At 71.5% G+C, this 22059-nt stretch carries 20 protein-coding genes (1 of these 20 cut by a window edge); 12 read left to right on the top strand and 8 right to left on the bottom strand.

Annotated elements, in window-relative coordinates; all coding sequences use genetic code 11:
• Positions 1-5611, top strand: the end of a protein-coding gene (locus ACUYMY_RS01865; RefSeq protein ID WP_481701946.1) for a carbohydrate-binding protein. The gene continues 23375 nt to the left of window position 1, outside the view; only the last 5611 of its 28986 coding nucleotides appear in the window; its start codon lies off the left edge, out of view; it ends in the stop codon at positions 5609-5611.
• 225 nt (positions 5612-5836) lie between these two features.
• Here ACUYMY_RS01865 and ACUYMY_RS01870 read toward each other — a convergent pair whose 3' ends face one another.
• On the bottom strand, positions 5837-6283 hold the full coding sequence (locus ACUYMY_RS01870; RefSeq protein WP_481701947.1) for a hypothetical protein: 447 nt from the start codon (positions 6281-6283) through the stop codon (positions 5837-5839).
• A gap of 118 nt (positions 6284-6401) precedes the next feature.
• Here ACUYMY_RS01870 and ACUYMY_RS01875 point away from each other — a divergent pair, with 118 nt between their 5' ends.
• Positions 6402-8048, top strand: coding sequence for an HNH endonuclease signature motif containing protein (locus ACUYMY_RS01875; RefSeq protein WP_481701948.1), 1647 nt, complete (start codon positions 6402-6404; stop codon positions 8046-8048).
• A 109-nt stretch (positions 8049-8157) separates the two neighbouring features.
• Here the strand turns inward: ACUYMY_RS01875 and ACUYMY_RS01880 are convergent, their stop codons facing one another.
• The gene (locus ACUYMY_RS01880) at positions 8158-8367 is read right to left on the bottom strand and encodes a dodecin (RefSeq protein ID WP_481701949.1); all 210 of its coding nucleotides are present in this window, start codon (positions 8365-8367) and stop codon (positions 8158-8160) included.
• Between the two features lie 143 nt (positions 8368-8510).
• Between ACUYMY_RS01880 and ACUYMY_RS01885 the strand changes: the two genes are divergently transcribed.
• Both ACUYMY_RS01885 and ACUYMY_RS01890 read left to right on the top strand, forming a co-directional pair.
• Complete coding sequence (locus ACUYMY_RS01885) at positions 8511-9371, top strand: class I SAM-dependent methyltransferase (RefSeq protein ID WP_481701950.1); 861 nt, start codon at positions 8511-8513, stop codon at positions 9369-9371.
• A gap of 90 nt (positions 9372-9461) precedes the next feature.
• The gene (locus tag ACUYMY_RS01890; RefSeq protein WP_481701951.1) at positions 9462-9746 is read left to right on the top strand and encodes a hypothetical protein; all 285 of its coding nucleotides are present in this window, start codon (positions 9462-9464) and stop codon (positions 9744-9746) included.
• 44 nt (positions 9747-9790) lie between these two features.
• Here the strand turns inward: ACUYMY_RS01890 and ACUYMY_RS01895 are convergent, their stop codons facing one another.
• Genes ACUYMY_RS01895 through ACUYMY_RS01910 form a run of 4 tightly spaced genes read right to left on the bottom strand, consistent with a single transcriptional unit; the run spans position 9791 to position 12691 of the window.
• On the bottom strand, positions 9791-10285 hold the full coding sequence (locus ACUYMY_RS01895; RefSeq protein WP_481701952.1) for a hypothetical protein: 495 nt from the start codon (positions 10283-10285) through the stop codon (positions 9791-9793).
• Positions 10282-11337 (bottom strand): L-idonate 5-dehydrogenase, encoded by a 1056-nt coding sequence (locus ACUYMY_RS01900; protein ID WP_481701953.1) that lies wholly within the window; start codon positions 11335-11337, stop codon positions 10282-10284. Before ACUYMY_RS01900 ends, ACUYMY_RS01895 begins: the two co-directional genes overlap by 4 nt.
• Before the next feature lie 32 nt (positions 11338-11369).
• On the bottom strand, positions 11370-12140 hold the full coding sequence (locus tag ACUYMY_RS01905) for an SDR family oxidoreductase (protein ID WP_481701954.1): 771 nt from the start codon (positions 12138-12140) through the stop codon (positions 11370-11372).
• On the bottom strand, positions 12137-12691 hold the full coding sequence (locus ACUYMY_RS01910; protein ID WP_481701955.1) for a gluconokinase: 555 nt from the start codon (positions 12689-12691) through the stop codon (positions 12137-12139). Before ACUYMY_RS01910 ends, ACUYMY_RS01905 begins: the two co-directional genes overlap by 4 nt.
• A gap of 264 nt (positions 12692-12955) precedes the next feature.
• Here ACUYMY_RS01910 and ACUYMY_RS01915 point away from each other — a divergent pair, with 264 nt between their 5' ends.
• On the top strand, positions 12956-14164 hold the full coding sequence (locus tag ACUYMY_RS01915; protein WP_481701956.1) for an aspartate transaminase: 1209 nt from the start codon (positions 12956-12958) through the stop codon (positions 14162-14164).
• Positions 14165-14195: 31 nt separating this feature from the next.
• The gene (locus ACUYMY_RS01920) at positions 14196-14870 is read left to right on the top strand and encodes a 4-carboxy-4-hydroxy-2-oxoadipate aldolase/oxaloacetate decarboxylase (protein ID WP_481701957.1); all 675 of its coding nucleotides are present in this window, start codon (positions 14196-14198) and stop codon (positions 14868-14870) included.
• A gap of 61 nt (positions 14871-14931) precedes the next feature.
• On the opposite strand, the gene ACUYMY_RS01925 is transcribed toward ACUYMY_RS01920, so the two are convergent.
• Together ACUYMY_RS01925 and nac are read right to left on the bottom strand one after the other, a co-directional pair.
• Positions 14932-15210 (bottom strand): hypothetical protein, encoded by a 279-nt coding sequence (locus ACUYMY_RS01925; protein WP_481701958.1) that lies wholly within the window; start codon positions 15208-15210, stop codon positions 14932-14934.
• A gap of 115 nt (positions 15211-15325) precedes the next feature.
• On the bottom strand, positions 15326-16285 hold the full coding sequence (nac, locus tag ACUYMY_RS01930) for a nitrogen assimilation transcriptional regulator NAC (protein ID WP_481701959.1): 960 nt from the start codon (positions 16283-16285) through the stop codon (positions 15326-15328).
• 266 nt (positions 16286-16551) lie between these two features.
• Here nac and ACUYMY_RS01935 point away from each other — a divergent pair, with 266 nt between their 5' ends.
• The 6 genes from ACUYMY_RS01935 (at position 16552) to ACUYMY_RS01960 (ending at position 22053) form a co-directional block, all read left to right on the top strand.
• Positions 16552-17349, top strand: coding sequence for a LamB/YcsF family protein (locus ACUYMY_RS01935; protein WP_481701960.1), 798 nt, complete (start codon positions 16552-16554; stop codon positions 17347-17349).
• The gene (locus tag ACUYMY_RS01940) at positions 17342-18082 is read left to right on the top strand and encodes a 5-oxoprolinase subunit B family protein (RefSeq protein ID WP_481701961.1); all 741 of its coding nucleotides are present in this window, start codon (positions 17342-17344) and stop codon (positions 18080-18082) included. The genes ACUYMY_RS01935 and ACUYMY_RS01940 overlap by 8 nt, the downstream gene beginning before the upstream one ends.
• The gene (locus ACUYMY_RS01945) at positions 18079-19092 is read left to right on the top strand and encodes a 5-oxoprolinase subunit C family protein (protein WP_481701962.1); all 1014 of its coding nucleotides are present in this window, start codon (positions 18079-18081) and stop codon (positions 19090-19092) included. Before ACUYMY_RS01940 ends, ACUYMY_RS01945 begins: the two co-directional genes overlap by 4 nt.
• 54 nt (positions 19093-19146) lie before the next feature.
• On the top strand, positions 19147-20481 hold the full coding sequence (locus ACUYMY_RS01950; RefSeq protein WP_481701963.1) for an MFS transporter: 1335 nt from the start codon (positions 19147-19149) through the stop codon (positions 20479-20481).
• 89 nt (positions 20482-20570) lie between these two features.
• The gene (locus ACUYMY_RS01955) at positions 20571-21326 is read left to right on the top strand and encodes an SDR family oxidoreductase (RefSeq protein ID WP_481701964.1); all 756 of its coding nucleotides are present in this window, start codon (positions 20571-20573) and stop codon (positions 21324-21326) included.
• A gap of 70 nt (positions 21327-21396) precedes the next feature.
• Positions 21397-22053, top strand: coding sequence for a cyclodeaminase/cyclohydrolase family protein (locus tag ACUYMY_RS01960; protein WP_481701965.1), 657 nt, complete (start codon positions 21397-21399; stop codon positions 22051-22053).
• Positions 22054-22059: the final 6 nt, after the last annotated feature.

Genomic DNA, 22059 nt, shown 5'->3' on the forward strand with positions numbered 1-22059 from the left:
CCCGCATGGCGGCCTGACCTCGGTGCACGGCGGCGGCAACGCCCCGCTGCAGAACGCCTTCGAGATGCAGCGCTCGCAGCCCACACCGGCTCAGGCGGCGCAGTACCCGGGCGCGGGCCTCGTGCTCACACGCCTCGACGGCCGCCCATGGGCCGTGACCGACTTCCTGCCCGGCTCGGGCTACGTCGCCGGCGCCCCGTACGGCACGTACCAGCACGTCCAGCTCGCGGGGGAGTCCTTCACCCGGATGATCCTGGGCTTCGCCGACGCCGCGTGCCCGTTCGCAGACCCGTTCCCGCACTGCGGCGAGGGTGCCGTCGTCGTCCTCTCCGGCCCGCTCACGGGCGTGACCGGCACCGTCGCGACCGACATCCACGTCGCCGTCCCGCACACCGCCACGGTGACTGCGCCGATGCAGGTGCGGACGCAGCCTTCCGCTGGGACCTCGTCCCTGAAGATCACCTCCGGCGCCTTCTCGGCCGACTTCCTCGTCGGCATGCAGGTCCGCGTCTCTGGCCTCGCCGGGCCGTTCACGATCGCGGGCTTCTCCGCGGACCGTTCCGAGATGTTCCTCGCCAACGCCGCGCTCGCCCCGACCGTGACGCTCGATTCGAGCGGCGTGGCCGTGTGGCACGCGCCGATGTTCACGGTCACGGGCCTCGACGAGGGCCGCGACGGGGGTGCCTCGATTGGCGGGGACGTCATCACGGTCTGCAACCGCTCCTCGCTCCTGTTCCGGATCGACGCGGACGGCGACGGCGCGGAGGATGACCCGATCGCGTGCGACGGCTCGCACACCGCCGGGCCCGGCTCGCCGCTCGTCGTCTATGGCGACACGTCCCAGGACGGCGTCTGGTACTCGGGACGTCCGGGCGACGCGCTCGGCATGGAGTTCGGCCCCAAGCCGTTCGACCCGTTCACCGCCATCCCGGATGCGCAGAACGAGGACGACGAGTGGGTCTTCGGGCTCGCCAACCCGTTCGACCACCACGGCAACGACATCATCGACGCCTCCGGCCTCTTCGCCGACCTGCCCACGGGCCTGCAGGGCTGGGAGCTCCCGACGGTCGGCATCACGGCCTACGGCGGCCGCGGCGACGACCTCCTCATCGGCTCCCAGGCCGGCGACTTCCTCGCGGGCGGCTCGGGCGACGACGAGATCCGCGGGGGCCGCGGCACCGACCAGGTCTACGGCGACTCGGGCGTCAACGTGGACGTCCTGACCCGCGCCCTGCAGATCGCGACCGTCAACCAGGCCATGCGGCCCACCATCACGGGCGCCGGATACCTCAACAACGGCACGACGCTCCCGCCCGTCGCGGGCGGGGTGACCGCCGTCGTCGACGACCTCCTCGTGGCCGGGCGCGACCTCCTCTTCGGCGAGAGCGCTGGCAGCTCTTCCGGCCCGGAGAGCGCCTTCGAGGACGTGATCTTCGGCGACCACGGCGCCGTCGTGCAGCACGTCGCGGACACCAACACCCCGAGCCCGCTCCTGCAGAAGATCCAGACGACGCGCTGGGCGGGCCTCGGCGAGGACCCGACCGGCGACACGTGGCGCCGCATCGAGTCGAAGAACCTCCAGAAGGGCGACGACGACATCGTCTTCGGCGGCCTCGGCCAGGACCTCCTCGTGGGCGGAGCGGGCCACGACATGGCCGACGGCGACGAGGCCGACGACCTGCTCTTCGGCGACAGCGTCACGCTGGCCCGGACGATCGGCGATTGGACGAGCCCGCACTTCCAGACGCTGTGCGGCACGCTCCTCTACTCGCGCTCCGACCGGACAGCGTGCGGCATCACGGGCACGGAGAACGATTCGGGCCTGCTCCTGACGGACGGCACCCCGCGCGCCTACCGCGACCCGGACGGCGCCCCGTGGTGGGCCGAGTACGACGTGACGGACCAATTCCACACGATCGCCTTCGACGAGGGCACGGCCGGCGCCGGCAGCTTCGGCAACGACTACCTCGCGGGCGGCCAGGCACACGACGTCGTCCTCGGCCAGCTCGGCAACGACGTGATCCAGGGCGACGGCGGCATCGACTCCGCGTTCCGCCGCTGGGTCGACGACTCACCTCGTTCGGGCGGCACGGCCGCCTACCACGTCGGCGCCTCCCGCCAGCCGGCCGGCTGCGTGGGCGCACCGGGCTCGATGGTCTGCGACTACACCGGCGTCCTGTTCACGCTCGGCTCGGCCGAGGCGGCCACGGACGGCGAGGACTACCTCGAGGGCAATGCGGGCAACGACGTGGTCTTCGGCGGCCTCGGGCAGGACGACATCGTGGGCGGCAGCAGCGACTTCTTCTCGCTCACGACGCCGGACCTGCGCCCCGACGGCGTCGCGTCCCCGGCCCTCGCGTACCTGCCCGGCGACGACCGCGGCGCGGACCTGCTCTTCGGCGGCGCGGGCCTCCAGATCGGCATCGGCAACCAGGTCTCCGGCGTGCCGAGCGTCCCGGGCCTGGCCGGGGGCACCCTCGGCGACGCCACGCCGTCGTCCGCCGTGCACGCGCGGGACGCGGACACGATCGTGGGCGACAACGGGCGCATCATCCGGATCGTCGGGGTGAACGGTGTCGATGAAATCGACAAGATCACAGCCATTGGGACGGGGCGCACGACGGCGGCCCAAGCCTGGGCGAACTACGTCGCCTTCGTCTACGACTCGCCGGCCTTCGGCTACAGCCCGACGCAGAAGATCGTGGTCCGCGGCGTCCACCTGCTCGACTACACGCCCGGCGGCCCGGACTACAGGCCCGAGAACTTCGGCTTGCCCGTCGGCGCAGACTGCAACGGCTCCGCGACACAGCCCACATGCTCCTCGATCCTCGACACCTCCTCCGGCGCCTGGAAGTACACGCAGATCGGGGGCCGGGACGAGGTCCACGGCGAGACCGGCGACGACACGGTCTACACCGGCGCCGACCACGACGCGATCTACGGCGACGCGCAGGACGACGACCTCATCGGCGGCTGGGGCAACGACTGGATCTCGGGCGGCACGGGCGCGGACGGCATCCTCGGCGACGACGGGCGGATCTTCACCTCCCGCAACGCGGGCTGCTCGGTGGCCTCCTCAACACCGTGCACCGAGTACGCCGAGCCGCTCTACGGCGTCTACCGGCTCCGCACGGTGGACCCGGACACGAAGACGAGCCAGGGCGACGTCCTCAACGAGTTCATCTACACGCCCGGCCAGGTCCAGACCGCGACGATCAACGTGGCCGGGGCCCTCGCCAAGGCCGCGGACCTCACGGTCTACAACCTCGGCCCGGACACCAACCAGTCCCAGCACCACGTGGCCAACCAGCCGACGCTCGACGCGAACAACTCGGACGACATCATCTTCGGCGGCCTCGGGTCGGACTGGATCCACGGCGGGGCGGGCGACGACGCGGTCTCCGGTGCCGAGGCGCTGGGTGCCGGGACCACGCCGTCGGGCTTCGTGCAGCACTTCGACGCCGATGGGGACGTGCTCGGCCTCGAGTACCTCGACTTCTGGCACCCGTGGAACCCGGGCGACGTGCTCCACTTCGGCGCGGACACCAACCCGTGGCACGCGAACAACCACAACGAGCTGCGCCTCGGCGAGTTCTACCTCTACGACGAATACGACCCCCGCCGGGCCATCCTCTTCACCGCGGACGGCACCGTGTGGAAGGCCGGCACCGCCCCCTGGGCCCGCCCGTTCTTCCTCAACAACGACGTGACCGACGGCAACTGGACCACGGCGTGCACCGCCGTCGGCCATCAGGGCAACTGCACCCAGACCGTCGCCAACCAGCCGTCTGACGGGGACGACGCGGTGTTCGGCGACCTCGGCAACGACTGGCTCGTGGGCGGCACCGGCAAGGACACCCTGTGGGCCGGGTGGGGCAACGACCTCTCGCAGGCGGACGACGACCTGCGCACCAACGGCGGCCTCAACGACGTCCCCGACGGCGTCAACTCGACCTACCAGGACCGCGCGTTCGGCGGCGCCGGGCTCGACGTCCTCATCGGCAACACGGGCGGGGACCGGCTCATCGACTGGGTCGGCGAGTTCAACACCTACCTCGTGCCGTTCGCCCCGTTCGGCATCGCGACGGTGTCCCGGCAGGTCGAGCCGCAGCTTCCCGAGTTCCTCTACGCGCTCGGCGCGAGCCAGGGCGCCGATCCGACGCGCTGGTCCGACGAGGGCACCGAGCAGGCCCGCCGAGGCGAGCCGTACGGGGAACTCGGGCTCATCACCCAGCACGACCACGGCCACTGGCAGACGCAGACCGGCGGGCCCACGGACCCGCAGGCCGGCAACATCCCGGGCGGCCGGCGGGACACCCTGCGCGGCGCGGACTTCAACGACGGCACGCTCCAGGGCTTCGCGACCGACTCGGGCGCCTTCACGGTCCAGCAGGGCGTGCTGCAGGTGACGGCCACGGACAGCTCGGGGGACGCCGTCGCCGTCTGGTACTCGGACGTCTACCGGAGCGTGTACTACGAGCTCGCGGCCACGATCTCCATGGACAAGCCGACTGCGGGCTGGAGGGCGAACGCGTTCGTCGTGTTCGACTACTTCGGCCCGACCGACTTCAAGTTCGCCGGCGTGGACCAGTCGATCAACAAGATGGTCATCGGCCACCGTGACGCGAGCGGCTGGAGGTACGACGCGCAGGGCGTCGTGCCGGGCTCCGTGGTGGCCGGCAGGTCCTACGCGCTCGCCGTCGTCGTGAACGGGCTCGTCGTGACGGTCACCATCGACGGCCGGAACGCCTTCAGCCACACGTTCGCCCCGCGGATCCTCGGCGGGGACCAGGTCGCGCTCAACCGCGGGCTCGTGGGCTTCGGCTCGCAGCAGGCGCGCGGCCGGTTCGACAACGTCGCCCTCACCGTGATCTCCCCGGCCATCACGCTCGATGCGGCCGTGGAGTTCGAGGACGGCGCGGACTTCGAGGACGGCGAGGCCCCCGGTCTCGCACCCGAGACCGGGACCTGGACAGCGACCCGGGCCAACGGGTCCGTGCGCTATGAGGGCACGACGGCGGCCTCCGGGCTCGCGCTGTCGCTGTTCTCCTTCGGGCAGGAGGCCCTCGACCCGCTCGCGTACCTCGACCTCGAGGTCGTGCTGCGGGCGACGGGCTTCTCGGGGGTCGTGATCGACTGGTACGGCCCGTCCGACTACAAGTTCGTGGCCCTCGACCTGACTGGGCAGCGCGTTGTCGTGGGCCACGTTTCACCCCGCGGAGTCGTCGTCGACCGCTCCTTCGCCCGGCCGCTCGTGGCAGGGGCGGACTACCGGCTCGCGCTGACCATCAAGGCCACGGTCGTGACCGTTGCCCTGGACGGGCAGGTGCTCGGCTCGGTGCAGTTCAATTCGCCGCTGGCCGACGGCGGGACCGGCCTGTTCGGCTGGGGCACGCCTGGGACGGTCGCCATCTCCGTGGAATCGGTCCGCTACCGCACGGACGACGCCCAGTTCGCCGGCACGGGCGACGGCGGGGCGGGCACTCCGGATGCCGGCACCTCGGATGCCGGGGGCACGGCGCAGACGGCCAGCGCGTCATCCTCCGCTCCAGCCACGTCTTCATCGACGACGTCCGAGGAGCCGAAGGTGACCGGCCGGGAGCGTGCCTAGAGCGCGCCACAGTGATGTCCGTGGAGCCCCGACTCGCGCCGCTGGGGGTCCACGGAGGGGGAAGGGGGAGGCACCCCGAGGGGAAACGGGGCAGCCTCCCCCTGCAGCGGGATGGACCAGGACCCAGTTCACTGGACTTCGTCAAAGGTGACCGGCCGGACACATCGACGAGCGCTCTGGTCGAGAGGCCCTTAGGTGACTTCGCTCGACGAGCATGTGAGTCCGTCAGGACTCTGTCTCAGGCATACGCTCTCTGGGGACAACTATGGCTAGCGCGCCCACGATGGCGCCGACGACGGAAACAGCAGTGGAGATCGAGTAAGAGTCAGCCGTGAATTGGCGAAGACCAACTGCGAAGGGCCACCAGATGGCCAACCATTGGAATACATCTAGTATCCCGCCCCAACGCCGGCCCCGCGCCAGACCGACCAGCGCTATGACTGAGAGTCCTGCTATACCCAGGCCTCCGCCATACCGATGACGAACCCCCGCGTCATCGTTGTCCGGCTTGACTGGATAGGCGGCGATCACCTTCTGGGACCACATATGCATCCAGACAATCAAGCCGAGACCAGCGATGATCATCAGCACATTGACGGCTCGAGCAAGGAAGAGGACGACACCAACGAGCGGCGTGGCTATGAGCTGGCCCCTCACGTATGTCCCAGTCATGGCGTTTCTCCTAGGCCTGAATCCAGATGAGGGATCCCCACAGGACAACCGTTCAGTCTGATTCGTGCTCCTGTCAGGGGTCGCGAGAATTGTCGGAGCCTTGTGCGAAGGTATGTCCATGGCAGGGGAACACGGATTCGAGGAGGGGGCGGCCGGCGGCGCGCACCTCCCCGGGTCGCCTGTGCCGGACTGGGACCAGGATCTGGAGGTGGTCGAGCCCGTGGACTGGGATGACCTGAGCCCCGAGGAGCTCGGGGTCGTGGACCCGATGAGTCCGGAGGATTTCGCCGCGATCTGCTCCGGGAAGGTGCGGTGGGTCGAGGCCCCGCGGTTCGACCCGGACCTGTTCGATCCCCTTCCCGGCACCGCGGGCACGACGACGGACGGCGGCTGCCGCTGCGGCTGCACCTGCGGGCAGGCACGCGAGACACCTGAACCGGCTGCCGCTCCCGGGATGGACCCATCCGGCGAGCTGCCCTCCCCGGAGGCGGCGATGGCGCAGATCCGGCTCGAGCGCGCCGCGGAGGTCCTGGACGCGCTCGAGGCGAACGAGGCCGACCAGGCCCGCCTCGACGCCGACAGGGTCCTCCTCCTCGCCGCGCTCGCCCGCGCCGAGGGCTCCTCCAGCGAGGTCCCCGTGGAACGGCTCGACGCCCCCGCCGTGGCCGCCGCCGAGGCCGCCGCGGTCCTCAAGCTCGCCCAGCGCACCACCCGCGCCATGGTCGAGGAGGCCCTCGCCCTCACCCACCCGAGCATGGCCCCCGTCCTGGCCGCCATGCGCGCCGGCAGAATGACCCGGCGCCGGGCCGCGGTCATCCTCGACGCCGCCATCCCCATCCCCAGGTCGAAGCTGGCCGAGTTCGCGGCCGCGGCCGCGGGAATCGCCGTCCCCGAGGACGCCGACCTGGTCCCCACCCCCGGCGCCCTCGGGAGGAGGCTGCGCCGCCTCGCCGAGGGCTACGCCGACACGCCCCTCGCCCAGCGCAAGGCCAAGGCCATGGCCGACCGGCGCGTGGACATCACCCCGTGCGGGGACGGCATGGCCCACCTCACCGCCCTGATCCCGCTCGAGACCGGGGCCCTGATCGACACCCGCCTGACGGCGATCGCCCGCTCCCTCCAGGCCCCCGACGAGGCCCGCACCGTCAACCAGCTGCGCGCCGACGCCCTCACCGACCTCCTCCTCACCACCGGGACCGGCTCGGCCAGCGGCCCGGCCGGGGGCGTGCGGACCGAGCTCGTCGTCACCGTCCCTGCAGCCACCCTGGCCGGCACCTCAGAGACGCCCGGGGAGATCCTCGGCTACGGGCCCATCGACCCCGAGGCCGCCCGCCGGCTGGCGGCGCAGACTGAGCTCTGGACCCGGCTCGTCGTCCACCCCCTCACCGGGGCCCCGCTGGCCATCGAGCGCACCCGCTACGCCCCCACCGCCGCGATGCGGCGCTTCCTCACCCTCCGGGACGCGACCTGCACCTTCCCCGCCTGCGACAAGCCCGGCCCCGCCTGCGAGGCCGACCACACCCACGCATGGTCCCAAGGCGGGGAGACAGACGTCGGGAACCTCGCCCTCCTCTGCCGCGAACACCACCGCCAGAAGACCCTCGGCTACTGGAAAGTCCGCCACATCGGCGCCACCCAGCAAACGGCCGAGCAGGAGGCCGACCAGAAGAGCCCACCACCGCCACCCGGAACCCTCGAATGGACCGGACCCTCAGGCCGGAAGCACAGGACCTACCCCCACAGCGACCCATCCCCACCCTTCTGACCATGGGGGAACAGGCCTGCCAGGATTCTCGGACTCCTGACGCGAAGGAGCCCCTCACCGATTCAGCGGTGAGGGGCCCTTCCAGAGTGGACCTGCGCTGCGGGCCTTCCTAGCGCTCGAGGCGGAAGCCGAGCTTGACGGTCACCTGCCAGTCGGCCACCTTGCCCTCCTCGAGGTGCCCGCGGATCGACTGCACTTCAAACCAGTCGAGGTGGCGAACAGTTTGGGCGGCCGCCGCGACGGCGTTCCGGATGGCGTCGTCGACGCCATCCGGGCTGGTTCCGACAATCTCCGAGACGCTGTAGGTGTGCCCTGCCATGGTTCCTCCTGTGCATCGTGCGGGGGGCCGCCGGGGCGGCCGTCGCCCGGCCGGAGGCCGGACCGTGCTGGCAGACTATCCCCGTGGTGAGTGCTTGGCCAGAGCCCGGACGGCGTGCCGCGCTGCCTCCTGAGGAAGCCGTCGTGGCGCGTCTTCGCGGGGCCGGATGCGTCTTCGCCGAGGACGAGGCGCGGCTCGTCCTCGAGGCCGCGCGCACCTCGGCCGAGCTCGAGGAGCTCGTGCGCCGGCGGTCTTCGGGCGAGCCGCTCGAGCACGTCCTCGGCTGGGCCGACTTTGCCGGCCTACGGATAGCCGTGGGCGCCGGGGTGTTCGTGCCGCGGCAGCGCAGCCGCCTGCTCGTGCGCCTCGCCGCGGGTTTGGCCCTCGCGCGCGACGGCAGGCGCGCGCACGGCGGGCACCGGGACGACGGCGGTCGCACGGCTGCCGCCGCCAGCGCACCGGTTGTCGACGCGCCCGTCGTCGTCGACCTGTTCTGCGGCTCGGGCGCGATCGGGGCCGCGGTCGCGGCGGCGCTCTCGGCCGAGGGCCGCGGATGCGAGCTGCACGCGGCGGACATCGACCCCGTCTCGGCGGAGTACGCGCGGCGCAACGTGGCGCCGTGGTCTGGGCGCGTGCACGTCGGGGACGTGTTCGCCGCGCTCCCGGACTCTCTGCGCGGCCGCATCGACGTCCTCGTGGCGAACGCGCCCTACGTCCCCACGGGGGCCGTGGCGACGATGCCGCCCGAGGCCCGCGACCACGAGCCGCTAGCGGCCCTCGACGGCGGCGCCGACGGGCTGGCCCTGCACCGCCGCGTCGTAGCGGAGGCGGGGGAGTGGCTTGCCCCGGGCGGCAGCGTCGTGCTCGAGGCGAGTGCCGCCCAGGCGCGGATCACGGCGGGGCTGTTCGCCGGCGTCGGACTTGAGGCGCGAGTAGAGGAGGACGAGGAGCTCGATGCCGCCGCCGCGGTGGGAACGCTGAGCGCGGCCCAGACCCGTCAGTGAGGACCACGATGTCCACTATGAGATCTGGCTCACACGGCGCTAGAATCATCGGGCGGTTGAGCAGCGGCCGGAGTCCATGAAGGAGATCCGTTGCACCCCAAGCTCAGCCTCACCGTCCAGCTTGACCTCGACCGCGCCGCCGCGGTTGTCGTCGTCGAGGGCACCGTCACCCCTGAGAATGTCGCTGCGCTGCGGGCCGTCGTGGATCGCGTCCGAGCCTTCGACCCCGTGCCTCGGGTCACCATCGACGCCTCTGCCGCCAAGGTTCCCGAGCGGGCCGTGCTCGCAGACGTGCTGCAGGGCCTGCCCCGGCTGGGCATCGAGTGGCCCGTCGAGCCGACGCCGCCCGTGGGCCTCCCGCAGGCGGCCGCGTAGTTCAGGCAGTCGCCGCCTAGCTCGAAGGACGGCCGCCAAGGATTTTACGGCGATGCGTGCTGGAGGTGGGCGCGCACGCTCAGGAGGGACAGGCCCGCAAGGGCGGAGGCGTCGTGCGCGCTCAGGAGCCCGTGGCCGAGGGCCTCGATCACCCGCCGGCGCCGCTCGTCCTCGAGACACCGGCGCTCGAAGACGAGATCCTCGAGGCGGCTGCGGGCGGCGTCCACCGCCGTGAGGTGCTCGTCCGCGGACCTCGACGCCGGCCACTCGTCCGTGAGCGTCGCGGTGCGCCGGATGCGGGCGAGCCTGCCCGGCTTCATGCCCGCGGCGTGGGCCATGGCCTCGGGCGGGACGCCCTCGCCCAGGGCGTGGGCGACGGAGGCGAAGAGGACGGCCCGCGCCTGCCGCTCAGCCGCGAGCGAGATCCGCAGCCGGTCGCGGCACTCCGCGAGGGCGGCCGCCGCGGGCGAGGCGTCCCGCGCCGCTGGCGGCGCCGTCGTGAGTGCAGGTGTCGGCCCGGCCGTCGCCTCAGTTGTCACGTGAACCGCAGGAGGACCTTGCCCGACCGGGACGAGTCCTTCGCGGTTTCGAACGCCTCGAGGGTGTCCCCGAGGTCGAACTCGTGCGTGACGGCGGCCCGGACGTCGAGGGACCCGTCGGCGAGGGCCGCGATGACCTCGTCGATCTCGTCGTTGAAGCGGAAGGAGCCGATGAGCTCGAGCTCGCGCGTGATCGCGAGGGCGATCGGCACGGGCTGGTCCCCGGTCGGGATGAGCCCGACCATGGCGAGGCGCCCGCCGCGGGCGGTGCCGCGGATCGCGGAGGCGAGGCCGCGAGGGCTCCCGGAGGACTCGAAGGTGACGTCCGCCGCGACGGAGGCGACGGCGTCGGCCGCCCCAGCGTCTCCGGCCCTGAGGGTGCGCGTCGCGCCGAGCTCGCGGGCAATCTGGAGGGGCTTCTCGTGGACGTCGACGGCGACGATCTCCGACGCGCCCGCGCGCTTGAGCACGGCTACGATGAGGGCGCCGATGGGACCGCTGCCGATCACGAGGGCCCGCTTGCCGCGTACGTCCCCGGCGCGGGCGACGGCGTGCCAGGCCACGCTCGCGGGCTCGATGAGCGCGGCGTCGCGCAGGGACAGGCCCTCCGGAAGCGGACGGAGCATGCGGGCCGGCAGCACGGCGTGGCTTGAGAATGCGCCGTCGGTGTGCGGGAACTGCGCCGCGCTGCCGAGGTACGTGCAGCCGGGGGAGAGGTTCGGCCGGTCGGATGGGTAGGCGGCGGGGTCGCCGCCCGGGGTCGCCGGGTGGACGGCGACCCGCATGCCCACAGCCGGCCCGGCGCCGTCGGCCGCCGCCTCGACGACCGTGCCCACAATCTCGTGGCCGAGCACGAGCGGGGCCCGCAGCACGGACTCGCCCGCCGCGCCGTGCAGCCAGTAGTGCAGGTCGGAGCCGCAGATCCCGCCGTAGGCGATACGGACGACCGCCTCGTCGGTCCGGCGGGCACGCAGCGGGACGGCCTCGAGGCGGAGGTCGCCGGCGGCATGGGCGACGACGGCCAGGGACTCATGGGGAATGGTCACGGTCATAGGTTCTCTTTCGGGGGATCGTGCGGCGGCCGTCAGACGACGACGGTCATGCCGCCGTCGATGAAGATGGTCTGGCCGTTGACGTAGTCGGCGCCGTCGGAGGCGAGCCACACGCACGGGCCGACGAGGTCCTGCGTGGTGCCCCAGCGGGCGGCGGGCGTGCGGCCGAGGATCCAGGCGTTGAAGTCGGGATCGTCCACGAGGTTCTGGGTCATCTCGGTGTGGATGTAGCCGGGCGCGATGCCGTTGACCTGGAGGCCGCTCGCGGCCCACTCGGCCGTCATGGCGCGGGTCAGGTTGCGCAGCCCGCCCTTGGCCGCGACGTACGGGGCGATGGTGGGGCGTGCGAGGTCGGTCTGGACCGAGCAGATGTTGATGATCTTGCCCTGGCCCCGGGGGATCATACGGCGCGCGGCCTCGCGGCCGACGAGGAACGCGCTCGTGAGGTCGGCGGCGATGACGCGGTCCCAGTCCGCCGGGTCGAGCTCGAGCATCGGGACGCGGTGCTGGATGCCCGCGTTGTTGACGAGGATCCGCAGGGGCCCGACGTGCTCCTCGACCCAGGCGACGCCGTCGGCCGCGCTGGCAGCGTCGGTGACGTCGAACGCCACGGCGTGGACGCGGTCGTCGCCGAAGCGGTCGGCGAACTCGGTGTGCGCGGCCTTCAGCCGCTCCTCGCTGAGGCCGTTGAGCACGATCGTCGCGCCGGCCTCGGCCAGCCCGGCGGCGATGGCCTTGCCGATGCCGCGGCTGGAGCCCGTGACGAGGGCGACGCGGCCGGTCAGGTCGAAGAGGGTGCTCATCGGGCGCTCCCGGAGGCATCGAGGGCGGCCGGGAGGGCGGGGGCCAGGAGCGGGTGCGCGGCGATCCGATCGATTATCGCCTCGGGGGTGTCGCGAAGGTCGACGACGAGGTGCGGCTCGTCGTCCTGCACCGGCTCGAGCGCGGCGAGCTGCGAGGCGAGGAGGCCCGCGGGCATGTACTCGTGGCTGCGAGCGGCGAGCCGGGAGGCGATCGTGGTCGCTTCCCCGGCCAGATGGACGAACACGAGGCCGGGCACGGCGTCGCGCAGGCGGTCGCGGTAGGCGCGTTTGAGCGCCGAGCACGCGACGATCGTCGGCGTCCCCGCCGCGAGGGCCTCGCGAATGGCCTGGCCGATCGCGGTGAGCCACGGCCGCCTGTCGTCGTCGCCCAGCGCCTGGCCCGCCCGCATCTTGTCCTTGTTGGCCTGCGGGTGGAGGTCGTCGCCGTCGACGAACGGCACCCCGAGCCGATCGCCCAGGAGGGCGCCCACGGTGCTCTTGCCGCAGCCGGACACCCCCATGACGATGAGCGGCGGTCCTGCATAGTGCATGCCCGAGTCCTTTCGGCGGAGGAAGTGTCTGCCGTGAATCGTAGGCGGGGCCGGAGGGCAGTGGATAAGACGCATCGTGCGTGGACCAATAGCGGTTCCTTATGGGGATCGGAGGCGCGCGAGCCATAAGCGCGCCTTATCCGTCCACGCACTTTCGGTCTTATCCACGGCGCCTCCGGCGTCCCTAGGCTCGAAGGAAGCCGCGGTCGAAGCGCGCCCTCAGAGGCGTTCCCCCGCCCGCCCTGGACAGTCACGGAAGAGACCATGCCGAACATTTCCCCCGCGTCCCGCGTCACCCGGATCAAGTCGTCGCCCAGCGTGGCCGCTGCGGCGCGCGTCCGCGAGCTCAAGGCCGAGGGCCGCCGCATCCTCGACCTCACGGTCGGCGAGCCGGACTTCGACACCCCCGGCCACATCAAGGACGCGGCGATCGCCGCGATCGCCCGCGGGGAGACGAAGTACACGTCCGTGACGGGGACACCCGAGCTCGCCGAGGCCATCCTCGGCCGGCTCGAGCGCCACACCGGGATCCGCTACGCCGGCGACGAGTTCACGATCGGCGGCGGGGCCAAGCAGGTCATCTTCCTGGCCTTCATGGCCACCCTCGACGCCGGTGACGAGGTCATCATCCCGGCCCCCTACTGGGTCTCGTACCCCGACATGGTCCTCGCCAACGAGGGCGAGCCCGTCATCGTCCCGTGCGGCGAGGAGACCGGGTTCAAGCTCACGCCCGAGGCCCTGCGCGCGGCCATCACGGAGCGCACCACGTGGCTCGTGCTCAACGCGCCATCGAACCCGACCGGCGCCGTGTACTCGCGCACCGAGCTGCGCGCCCTGGCCCACGTCCTCGCCGACTACCCGGCCGTGCACGTCCTGACGGACGAGATCTACGACGAGATCTACTTCGGCGAGGGCCGGATCGCGAGCCTCGTGGAGGTCGCCCCGGAGCTCAAGGACCGCATCTTCCTCGTCAACGGCGTCTCCAAGGCCTACGCCATGACCGGCTGGCGCCTCGGCTACGGCGCGGGCCCGGCCGGCCTCGTCGCGGCCATCAACAAGCTCCAGTCCCAGATGTCCTCGTGCCCCTCGTCCGTGAGCCAGGCCGCGGCGGCCGCCGCGCTGTCCGGGGACCAGGGGTTTATCGCCTCGAGCGTCGAGGTGTACCGCGGCCGCCGGGACGCCGCCGTCGAGGGCCTCAACGCCATCCCGGGCCTCTCGTGCATCCCGGCCGAGGGCGCGTTCTACGCGTACGTGAACTGCTCCGGGGCCCTCGGGAAGACGACCCCGGAGGGGACGGTCATCGCCGACGACCGGGACTTCACCCTCTACCTCCTCGAGGCCGCCTCCGTCGCGGTGATCCAGGGCTCGGCCTACGGCCTCTCACCCTACTTCCGGATCTCCTTCGCGACGAGCCGGGACGTCATCGACGAGGCCGTCGCCGCGATCGACAAGGCCGTCCGCGCCCTCTCCTGATCCCCTCCCGAACAACCGAAGGACAGCTCCCATGATCCACGTCAAGACGCGCATCGACCGGCCGGACCCGCTGCTCGTGAAGAAGCTCGCCCAGTTCTCCTCGGCGACCATCCACGAGGCCCAGGGCCGCAAGGGCGCCCTGAGCTCGAAGGTCAAGCCCATCGACCGGTCCATGTCCTTCTGCGGCCCGGCCGTGACCGTGCGCTGCGCCCCGCAGGACAACCTCATGCTGCAGGTGGCCATCAGCTACGCGGAGGAGGGCGACGTCGTCCTCGTCGCCACGGGCGAGTACGAGGAGGCCGGGATCTTCGGCGACGTCCTCGGCAACGCCATGAAGGCCAAGGGCCTCGCAGCGCTCGTGACGGACTCCGGCGTCCGCGACACGGATGACCTCATCGAGCTCGGGCTCCCGGTCTTCTCGGCGAACGTCTGCATCAAGGGCACGGTCAAGGAGACCCTCGGCCCCATCAACCACCCGGTCGTGTTCGGCGACGAGATCATCTACCCGGGGGACATCCTCCGCGGGGACGCCGACGGCGTCGTCGTCGTGCGCCGCGAGGAGGCCGAGGAGGTCATCGCCCTCTCCCAGGCCCGCGACAACCACGAGCGCGAGCTCATCGAGAAGTACCGCGCGGGCGGCACGACGATCGAGCTGTGCAACCTCACCGACGTGCTCAAGCGGAAGGGCCTGCTCGTCGAGGAGTAGGTCCGGACCCCAGAATGGCCCCGGTGCGGAGACTCACCGGGGCCATTCGGGCGTGGGGTGTTCAGCCGAAGGCCGGGCTGCCCATGGCGAAGGCCGCGGACGCGGGGGACACAGTCTGGGAGCCCCGCGCCGGGGACAGATGCGCCGGGTCGACGAGGTGCCACAGCGTGCTCTCGCCGCCGCTCGTGGACATGATGCTGCCCTCGAAGATGAAGAGCGGTTCAGTCGACTGGCCCGCGGGCTGCCAGAAGCCGTTCGACGGGCAGTGGTATCCGGTCAGGGCGGTCGGCACGGAACCCAGGGCACCCGTGCTGCGCAGCGGGTTGTTCCTCTTCTTCATGATGATTTCCCCTTCGATAATCGGCGTCGAGGGAATGTCCCCGGCTTTGCCTCAATCGTAGGTTTATTCCGCGGGCATGAATAAGATCGAAACGCGGTGAGGGGATAAGGGAAGGCTATGATGCCGATTCCGCCGCTGCCGATTCCGCCGCTGCGGGCTGCGACATGTATTTCCGGCTCAGCATTTGCTGCAGCATTTCCTTCAGGATGATCAGGACGGCCGAGGCGGCCTCCGAGAGCGGCTCGTGGTCCGGCGTGCACAGCGCCGTGCGGCACTGCATGACCGGGTCCACGATGCGCAGGACCCGGAAGTCCTCCTCGTGGAAGAGCGCGTCCGCGGCCGAGCGGGGCATGATCGTCGCCCCCATGTCCGCCCTCAGGAGGCGCGTCAGGGACGGGACCGATTCGACCTCCGCCGCGAGCCGGAGCTCGAGGGACTGGCCCACCATCGACCGCTCGACGAGCTGGCGGAGCGTGTGGTTCCTCTCGGGCAGGAAGAGCCGGTGCCGCGCCGCCTCGGCGAGGGTGATCTCGGTGGCGTCCGGATCTGCGTCCGCCCCGGGGCCCACGACGAGGTGGAGGTCCTCGACGATCATCGTCGTGAACTGGACGCCCCGGATCTTGCCGGGCTCGTAGATGAGCGCCATGTCGAGCCGGCCGTTCTTGATGGCCTCGCTCAGGACACCGCCGTAGATCTCCGTCAGGTGCAGCATGATGTCGGGGTACCGCTCGTTGACCGCGGCGACGATCTGCGGCGTGAGGCTCGAGGCCATGCTGTACGGCGCGATGGCGATCGACACCCGGCCGGACGGCGCGGCGCCCGAGGCCGCGACGTCGCTGCGGGCCTGCTCGACCTGGCGGAGGATGGCCTGGGCGTGCCGGTAGAGCGTGTTGCCCGCTGCGGTCGGGGTGACGCCCTGCTTGCTGCGGATGAGCAGGCGCTGCTTGAGCTCGCTCTCGAGCCCCGAGAGCTGCTGGCTGAGGGCCGGCTGGGCCACGTGGAGGGCGCTCGCGGCCTTCGTGATGCTCCCCGCATCGACGATCGCCACGAAATAGGCGAGCTTCCTCGTGTCCATCGCTACCAACTTCCCTGGTCCCCGTCGACGTGCGGGGCGATCCATCCATCATAGGGTGGCGTGGGTCATACGCTTCCCCTATGCCCCAATAGTCAACATGTCTTTGTCGGGGCCCCGACGCCGGTGGAAAAATCGAAGCAGGCCAGCTCCCGGCGTACCGCTGAGAAAAGCGGAGAAACCAAGGAAATCAGGATTCCCCGGAATCCGGAGTTTGTTTCTGCCTGCGCCGCGTTCCCGATTTTCCCGATTCATTGGAAGAGGCACCCATGAACCACGTCATCGATCTCGTCGCAGATCTCGGCGAAGGCTTCGGCGCCTACACCCTCGGGGACGACGCCGCCCTCCTCGACATCGTCTCGAGCGCAAACATCGCGTGCGGGTTCCACGCCGGCGATCCGGCCATCATGGACGCGACCGTGGCCCGCTGCGCTGAGAGCGGCGTGGCCGTCGGCGCCCACCCGAGCTTCCCCGACCTGCGCGGCTTCGGCCGCCGTGCCATGGACCTGGCCGCCGAGGAGGTGCGCACCGACGTCCTGTACCAGCTCGGCGCCCTGACGGGCTTCGCGGCCTACCACGGGACCCGCGTCGCTCACGTCGCTCCGCACGGCCGGCTCGGCAACCTCGTCGCCACGCGCGCCGACTACGCCGAGGCCGTGGCAGACGCCGCCGTCCGCGTGGAACCCGAGCTCATCGTCCTGGCGCAGGACGGCGAGCTCGCCCGCGCCGCTGCCGGGCGCGGCCTCCGCGTCGGCATCGTCGGGATCGCGGACCGCGCCTACCAGGAGGACGGCACACTCGTCCCGCGCAGCCAGCCCGGCGCCGTCGTCCACGACCCGCACGCGATCGTCGAGCGGACCGTCCGCATGGTCGCCGAGGGCGTCATCGAGACCGTTGCCGGGACGCTCCTGCCCATCCAGGCGGACACCGTCCTCCTGCATGGGGACACGCCGTCCGCCGTCCGCCTCGCGCGGCTCATCCGCGCCGAGCTCGAGCAGGCCGGCGTGCGCATCGCGCCCCTGGCCGAGGTGCTCGCGGCCCGCGAGGAAGCAGCCCAGCATGCGTAGCGCCCCCGTGGACGTCTTCGCCTCCGGGGACGCGGCCGTCCGCGCCGTGGCCTCCTCGGACGACGTCGAGCTCAACTGGCGGCTCGTCCACCGCCTCGGCGAGTGGCTCGACGCCGCGGGGATCGTGGGGCTCCGGGGCACGGTGCCGACCTACGACTCCGTCCTCATCGAGTTCGACCCCGTCGTCACGACGGCCGGCCAGATCGGCTCCTTCGTCCAGGTCGGCCTGCAGATGCTCGAGGTCTCCGGCTCGGGCCGGCGCCAGCCCCGCGAGTTCGAGGTGCCCGTCGTCTACGGCGGCGAGTACGGCCCGGACCTCGAGCGGGTCGCCGAGCACGAGGGGCTCGCGGCGGACGACGTCGTCGCGCTGCATTCGGCCACGACCTACACGGTCCGCTGCCTCGGCGCGCCAGCCGGCTCGCCCATGATGGACGGCCCCGACTTCCCGCTCCCCGTGCCCCGGCTCAAGGACCCGCGCCTGAGCGTCCCCGCCGGCGCCGTAGCCGTCGCCGGCCGGCAGGCCGTCATCGCCCCCGCCACCGCGCCCGGCGGCTGGTGCGTCATCGGGCAGACCCCGCTGCAGGTCCTGAACATCGCGCGGGAGCCGCTCGTTCCGTACGCGCCCGGCGACACGCTGCGCTTCCGCCCCATCCCCGCCGAGGACTTCGCCCTCTACGCGGGCCGGGAACTGGAGGCGGCGCCATCGAGGCCGAGCCCCGAGGAGACGCCATGAAGGGCACCCTCACCGTCCAGCAGGCCGGCAACTCCGTCGTCACCGACCTCGGCCGCTTCCGCGGGCCGCACTTCGGGCTCCCCGTCAACGGGGCCCTCGACCAGCAGTCCGCCCGGATCGCCAACGTCCTGGCCGGGAACCCGGACGGCGCCCCGCTCATCGAACTGACCGCGCTCGGCTTCCGCGTGGCGACCGACGCCGACACCCTCGTCGCCGTCACCGGCGCCCCTGCGTCGGTCACGGTCAACGGGCGCCCCCGGCCCCAGTGGGAACCCGTCTCCGTCCGCGCCGGGGAGATCCTCTCGGTGCGCGGCATCAGCCAGGGCCTGCGGACCTACATCGCCGTCCACGGCTCCGTCGACGCGCCGACGCTCCTGGGCAGCTGCGCGCCGGACACCGTCATCGGCTTCGGCCTCAGGCTCCAGGACGGGACCCGGCTCGGCCTGCGGACCACGTGCCCGCCGATCCGGCACCCGTACTTCGACCTCCCGCTGTTCCGCCTCGGCGTCCAGCGGCCCGACTTCGGCCCGGACCTCGTGGTCGAGGCCACGGAAGGACCCGACGTCGAGGAGTTCGGCGACACCGCCGAGCTCATCTACGGCTCGTCCTACACCGTGAGCGGGCGCAGCAACCACATCGGACTCCGGCTCGGCGGCACGCTGCCGCGCCGGACGACGGAGCGGGAGCTGCTCTCGCGCGGGGTGCCCGTCGGCGCCGTCGAGGTGCCCTCCCAGGAGGAGCTCCTCGTGCTGCACCGCGGGCGGGGGGTGACCGCAGGGTACCCCGTCCTCGCGGTGGTCACGACGGCCTCCCTCGACACCCTGGCCCAGGCCAGGCCAGGGGACCGCGTCACCTTCAGGAAGACAACTGTCGAGGCCGCGACGGCGTCCTACCAGGACTCGCTGCGGCGCATCGACCAGCTCAGAGAGACGGTCACCTCCGTCTTCGGACTCCTCGGCGTCGGAGGCCCCGCCCACTGGCAGGACCTCGAGCCGGCCATCGGTCTCTGACCACCATCCCCCGCTAGGAGCACGCTGTACGCTCCACGTATCAAGGACAAGCGCATGACATCCACTACCGCGGCCCAGCCGCATGAGCGCCTCACCGGCCGGCAGACCAGGAAGGTCGTCGTCGCGGGCTGCGTCGGCATCTTCGTCGAGCTCTACGACAACGGCATCTTCGCCTTCATGGCGAGCACCCTCGCCCTCGTCTTCCTGGCCCCCGGGAATCCGGACAGCGCGCTCCTGCTCGTCTTCGCCGGCTATGCCGTCTCGTTCTTCATCCGGCCGCTGGGCGCCGTCGTCTGCGGCTACCTCGGCGACCGGATCGGGCGGCAGAAGATGCTCGTCTTCGTCATCATGCTCATCAGCGTGGCGACGGCCGGCATCGGCCTCCTGCCCCCGTATGCGGCCATCGGCATCGCCGCCCCCATCCTGCTGGTCCTGCTGCGGCTCGCGCAGGGCTTCTCGGTCGGCGGCGAGGCCGCCGGCGCCATGACCTTCCTCGCCGAGCATGCCCCCGAGGGCAAGCGCGGCCTCATCACCTCCTACGCCCAGATCGCCTCCTTTGCAGCCCTGCTCACGGGCACCCTCGTCGCCTACTCGATGTCCCCGTGGCTCACGCAGGCGGCGATCGACGGCGGCGGCTTCGGCTCCTTCGCGTGGCGCATCCCGTTCCTCGTCGCCATCCCGATGGGCGTCATCGGCTGGTACATCCGCCGGAAGATCAGCGACACCCCGAACTTCGAGAAGCTCAAGGAGGAGGGCGGGCTCGCCAAGAACCCGCTCAAGGAGGCCTTCAAGTCCCCCGTGCACCGCCGCGCGATGGCTCTGGCCTTCTTCATCCCGCTCATGAACGGCTCCGGCTACTACGTCCTGTTCTCGTACATGCCGACGTTCCTCAAGAGCAAGGCCCTGGGCTTCGACATCGGCGAGGCGCTCCTCGTCACGGCCTGCAGCCTCGTCGTCATCTGCATCGCGATCCCCTTCATGGGGGCCCTCTCCGACCGCCTCGGCCGGAAGAAGGTCATCGCGGGCGCCGCCCTGGCCATGGCCCTCGTCGGAATCCCCGCCTACGCCCTCATCGCGACCGGCGAGATGGCCCTGGCCATCCTCGGCGCGTGCCTCATGGCCGTCGTCTTCGCCGGGCACACCGCCGTCATCCACATCCTCATCGTCGAGCTGTTCCCGACCCGGGTGCGCTACTCGGCCTACGGCTTCGGCTACAACATCTCGTCGGCGGTCTTCGGCGGCACCGCGCCGCTGCTCATGACCTGGCTCATCTCCACGACCGGCAACATCTACATGCCCGCCTTCTACGCCGTCCTCACCGCGCTCGTCACCTTCGCCGCGGTGATGAAGGTCAAGGACCGGGCGCACGAGCCGCTCCGCGACGCCTGAGCCGTCAGTGACCATCGCCGTCCGGTGACCATCGCCGGGCCCGCGCCGCGGGCGCGGGCCCGGCCCCCCACTCCTCGAGGAAGACTTCCATGCCCTACTCCGATTACCAGACCGCCGTCGTCACGGGTGCCTCCACCGGCATGGGCGCCGCCATCGCCGAGCGGCTCGCCAAGCGCGGCCTGACCGTCCACGCCCTCGCCCGCAGCGAGGAGCGCCTCGCCGAGCTCGCGACGAAGACCGGGGCCGTGCCGCACGTCGTCGACCTCACCAGCACGGCCGAGCTCGCGGCCGCCGTCGGCGACCTCGAGGTCGACGTCCTCGTCAACTGCGCCGGCGTGTCCCGCCCGGGCAACATCCTCAGCTCCTCGGAGGGCGACATCGACGAGCTCATCGACGTCAACCTGCGCGGCCTCCTGCAGCTCACGCGCCTCGTCCTGCCCGGGATGGCGGAGCGCGACCGCGGTCATATCGTCAACATCAGCTCGATCGCGGGCCTCTACAACTTCTACGGGCACACCGTGTACCACGCGACCAAGGCCGCCGTGCACCAGATCTCGCGCCAGCTCCGGAACGACACCGTCGGCAAGCGCATCCGCGTGACCGAGATCTGCCCGGGACGGGTCGAGACCGAGATCTTCGGCCGGAACATGGGCGGCAGCCCCGAGGCCATGGAGGAGGCCTGGAAGACGTACTACGAGGGCTACGAGTCGCTCACGACCGAGGACATCACCGACACGGTCGACTACGCGATCCAGACCCCGCGCCACGTCAACCTCGGCCTGATCGAGATCATGCCGACGTTCCAGGTGCCCGGGGGCCTGACCTTCGACCGCCGCGAGGACTGAGCCTCTCGCGAGGCACACATGCCTGCCAGCAGGCCGTGTCGTTGACGCAGCACCGGGAAACACTGACCGCATGGACGATGCGCAGGCGGTCAGCACACAGAGCTCAACGGTGGAGGAATGGACCCGGGCCCTCGCCGAGTCGACCGGGTCGCCGGGCGGGGGCGCCGGGACGGGCGTGATGCTCGCCGTCGCCGCCTCCCTGGCGTCCATGGTGGCGGGCTACACCGAGGCGAAGGAGCACAGGGAGGAGGCCGACGCCGTCCGCGCGCGGGCGCAGTCCCTCCGGCAGGCCGCCCTCGGACTGGCCGACGACGACGCCGCGGCGTCCGAGGCCTTCGGTGCCGCGTTCCGGCTGGCCCCGGGCCCCGAGCGGGACGACGCCGTGCACCGCGCCTCGGTGGAGGCCGCCCGCTCGTCCGCCGCGCTGGGGGAGCGGGCCATGGACGCCATCGGCGATCTCGCGTGGCTCGCCTCGAACGGCAACCCGGCACTCATTGCCGATGTCGTCGTCGCGTTCGGGGCCCTGCGGGCCGCGGTCGCCGGCGCACGCACGAACGTCAGCTTCGACCTGGCCTCCCTGCGATCAGCCGGCAAGACCCTCGAGGAGGTCCGGGACCAGCACCCTGACCTGTGGTCGACGGTCCAGAAGCTCGACGCCGCGCTCGAGCGCATCGACAGCCTCACGGCCGAGATCGACCACCGCGCCGCGCCCACCGACGCGGTCTGAGGCGCC

The organism is Sinomonas sp. T428B, from assembly GCF_056780155.1.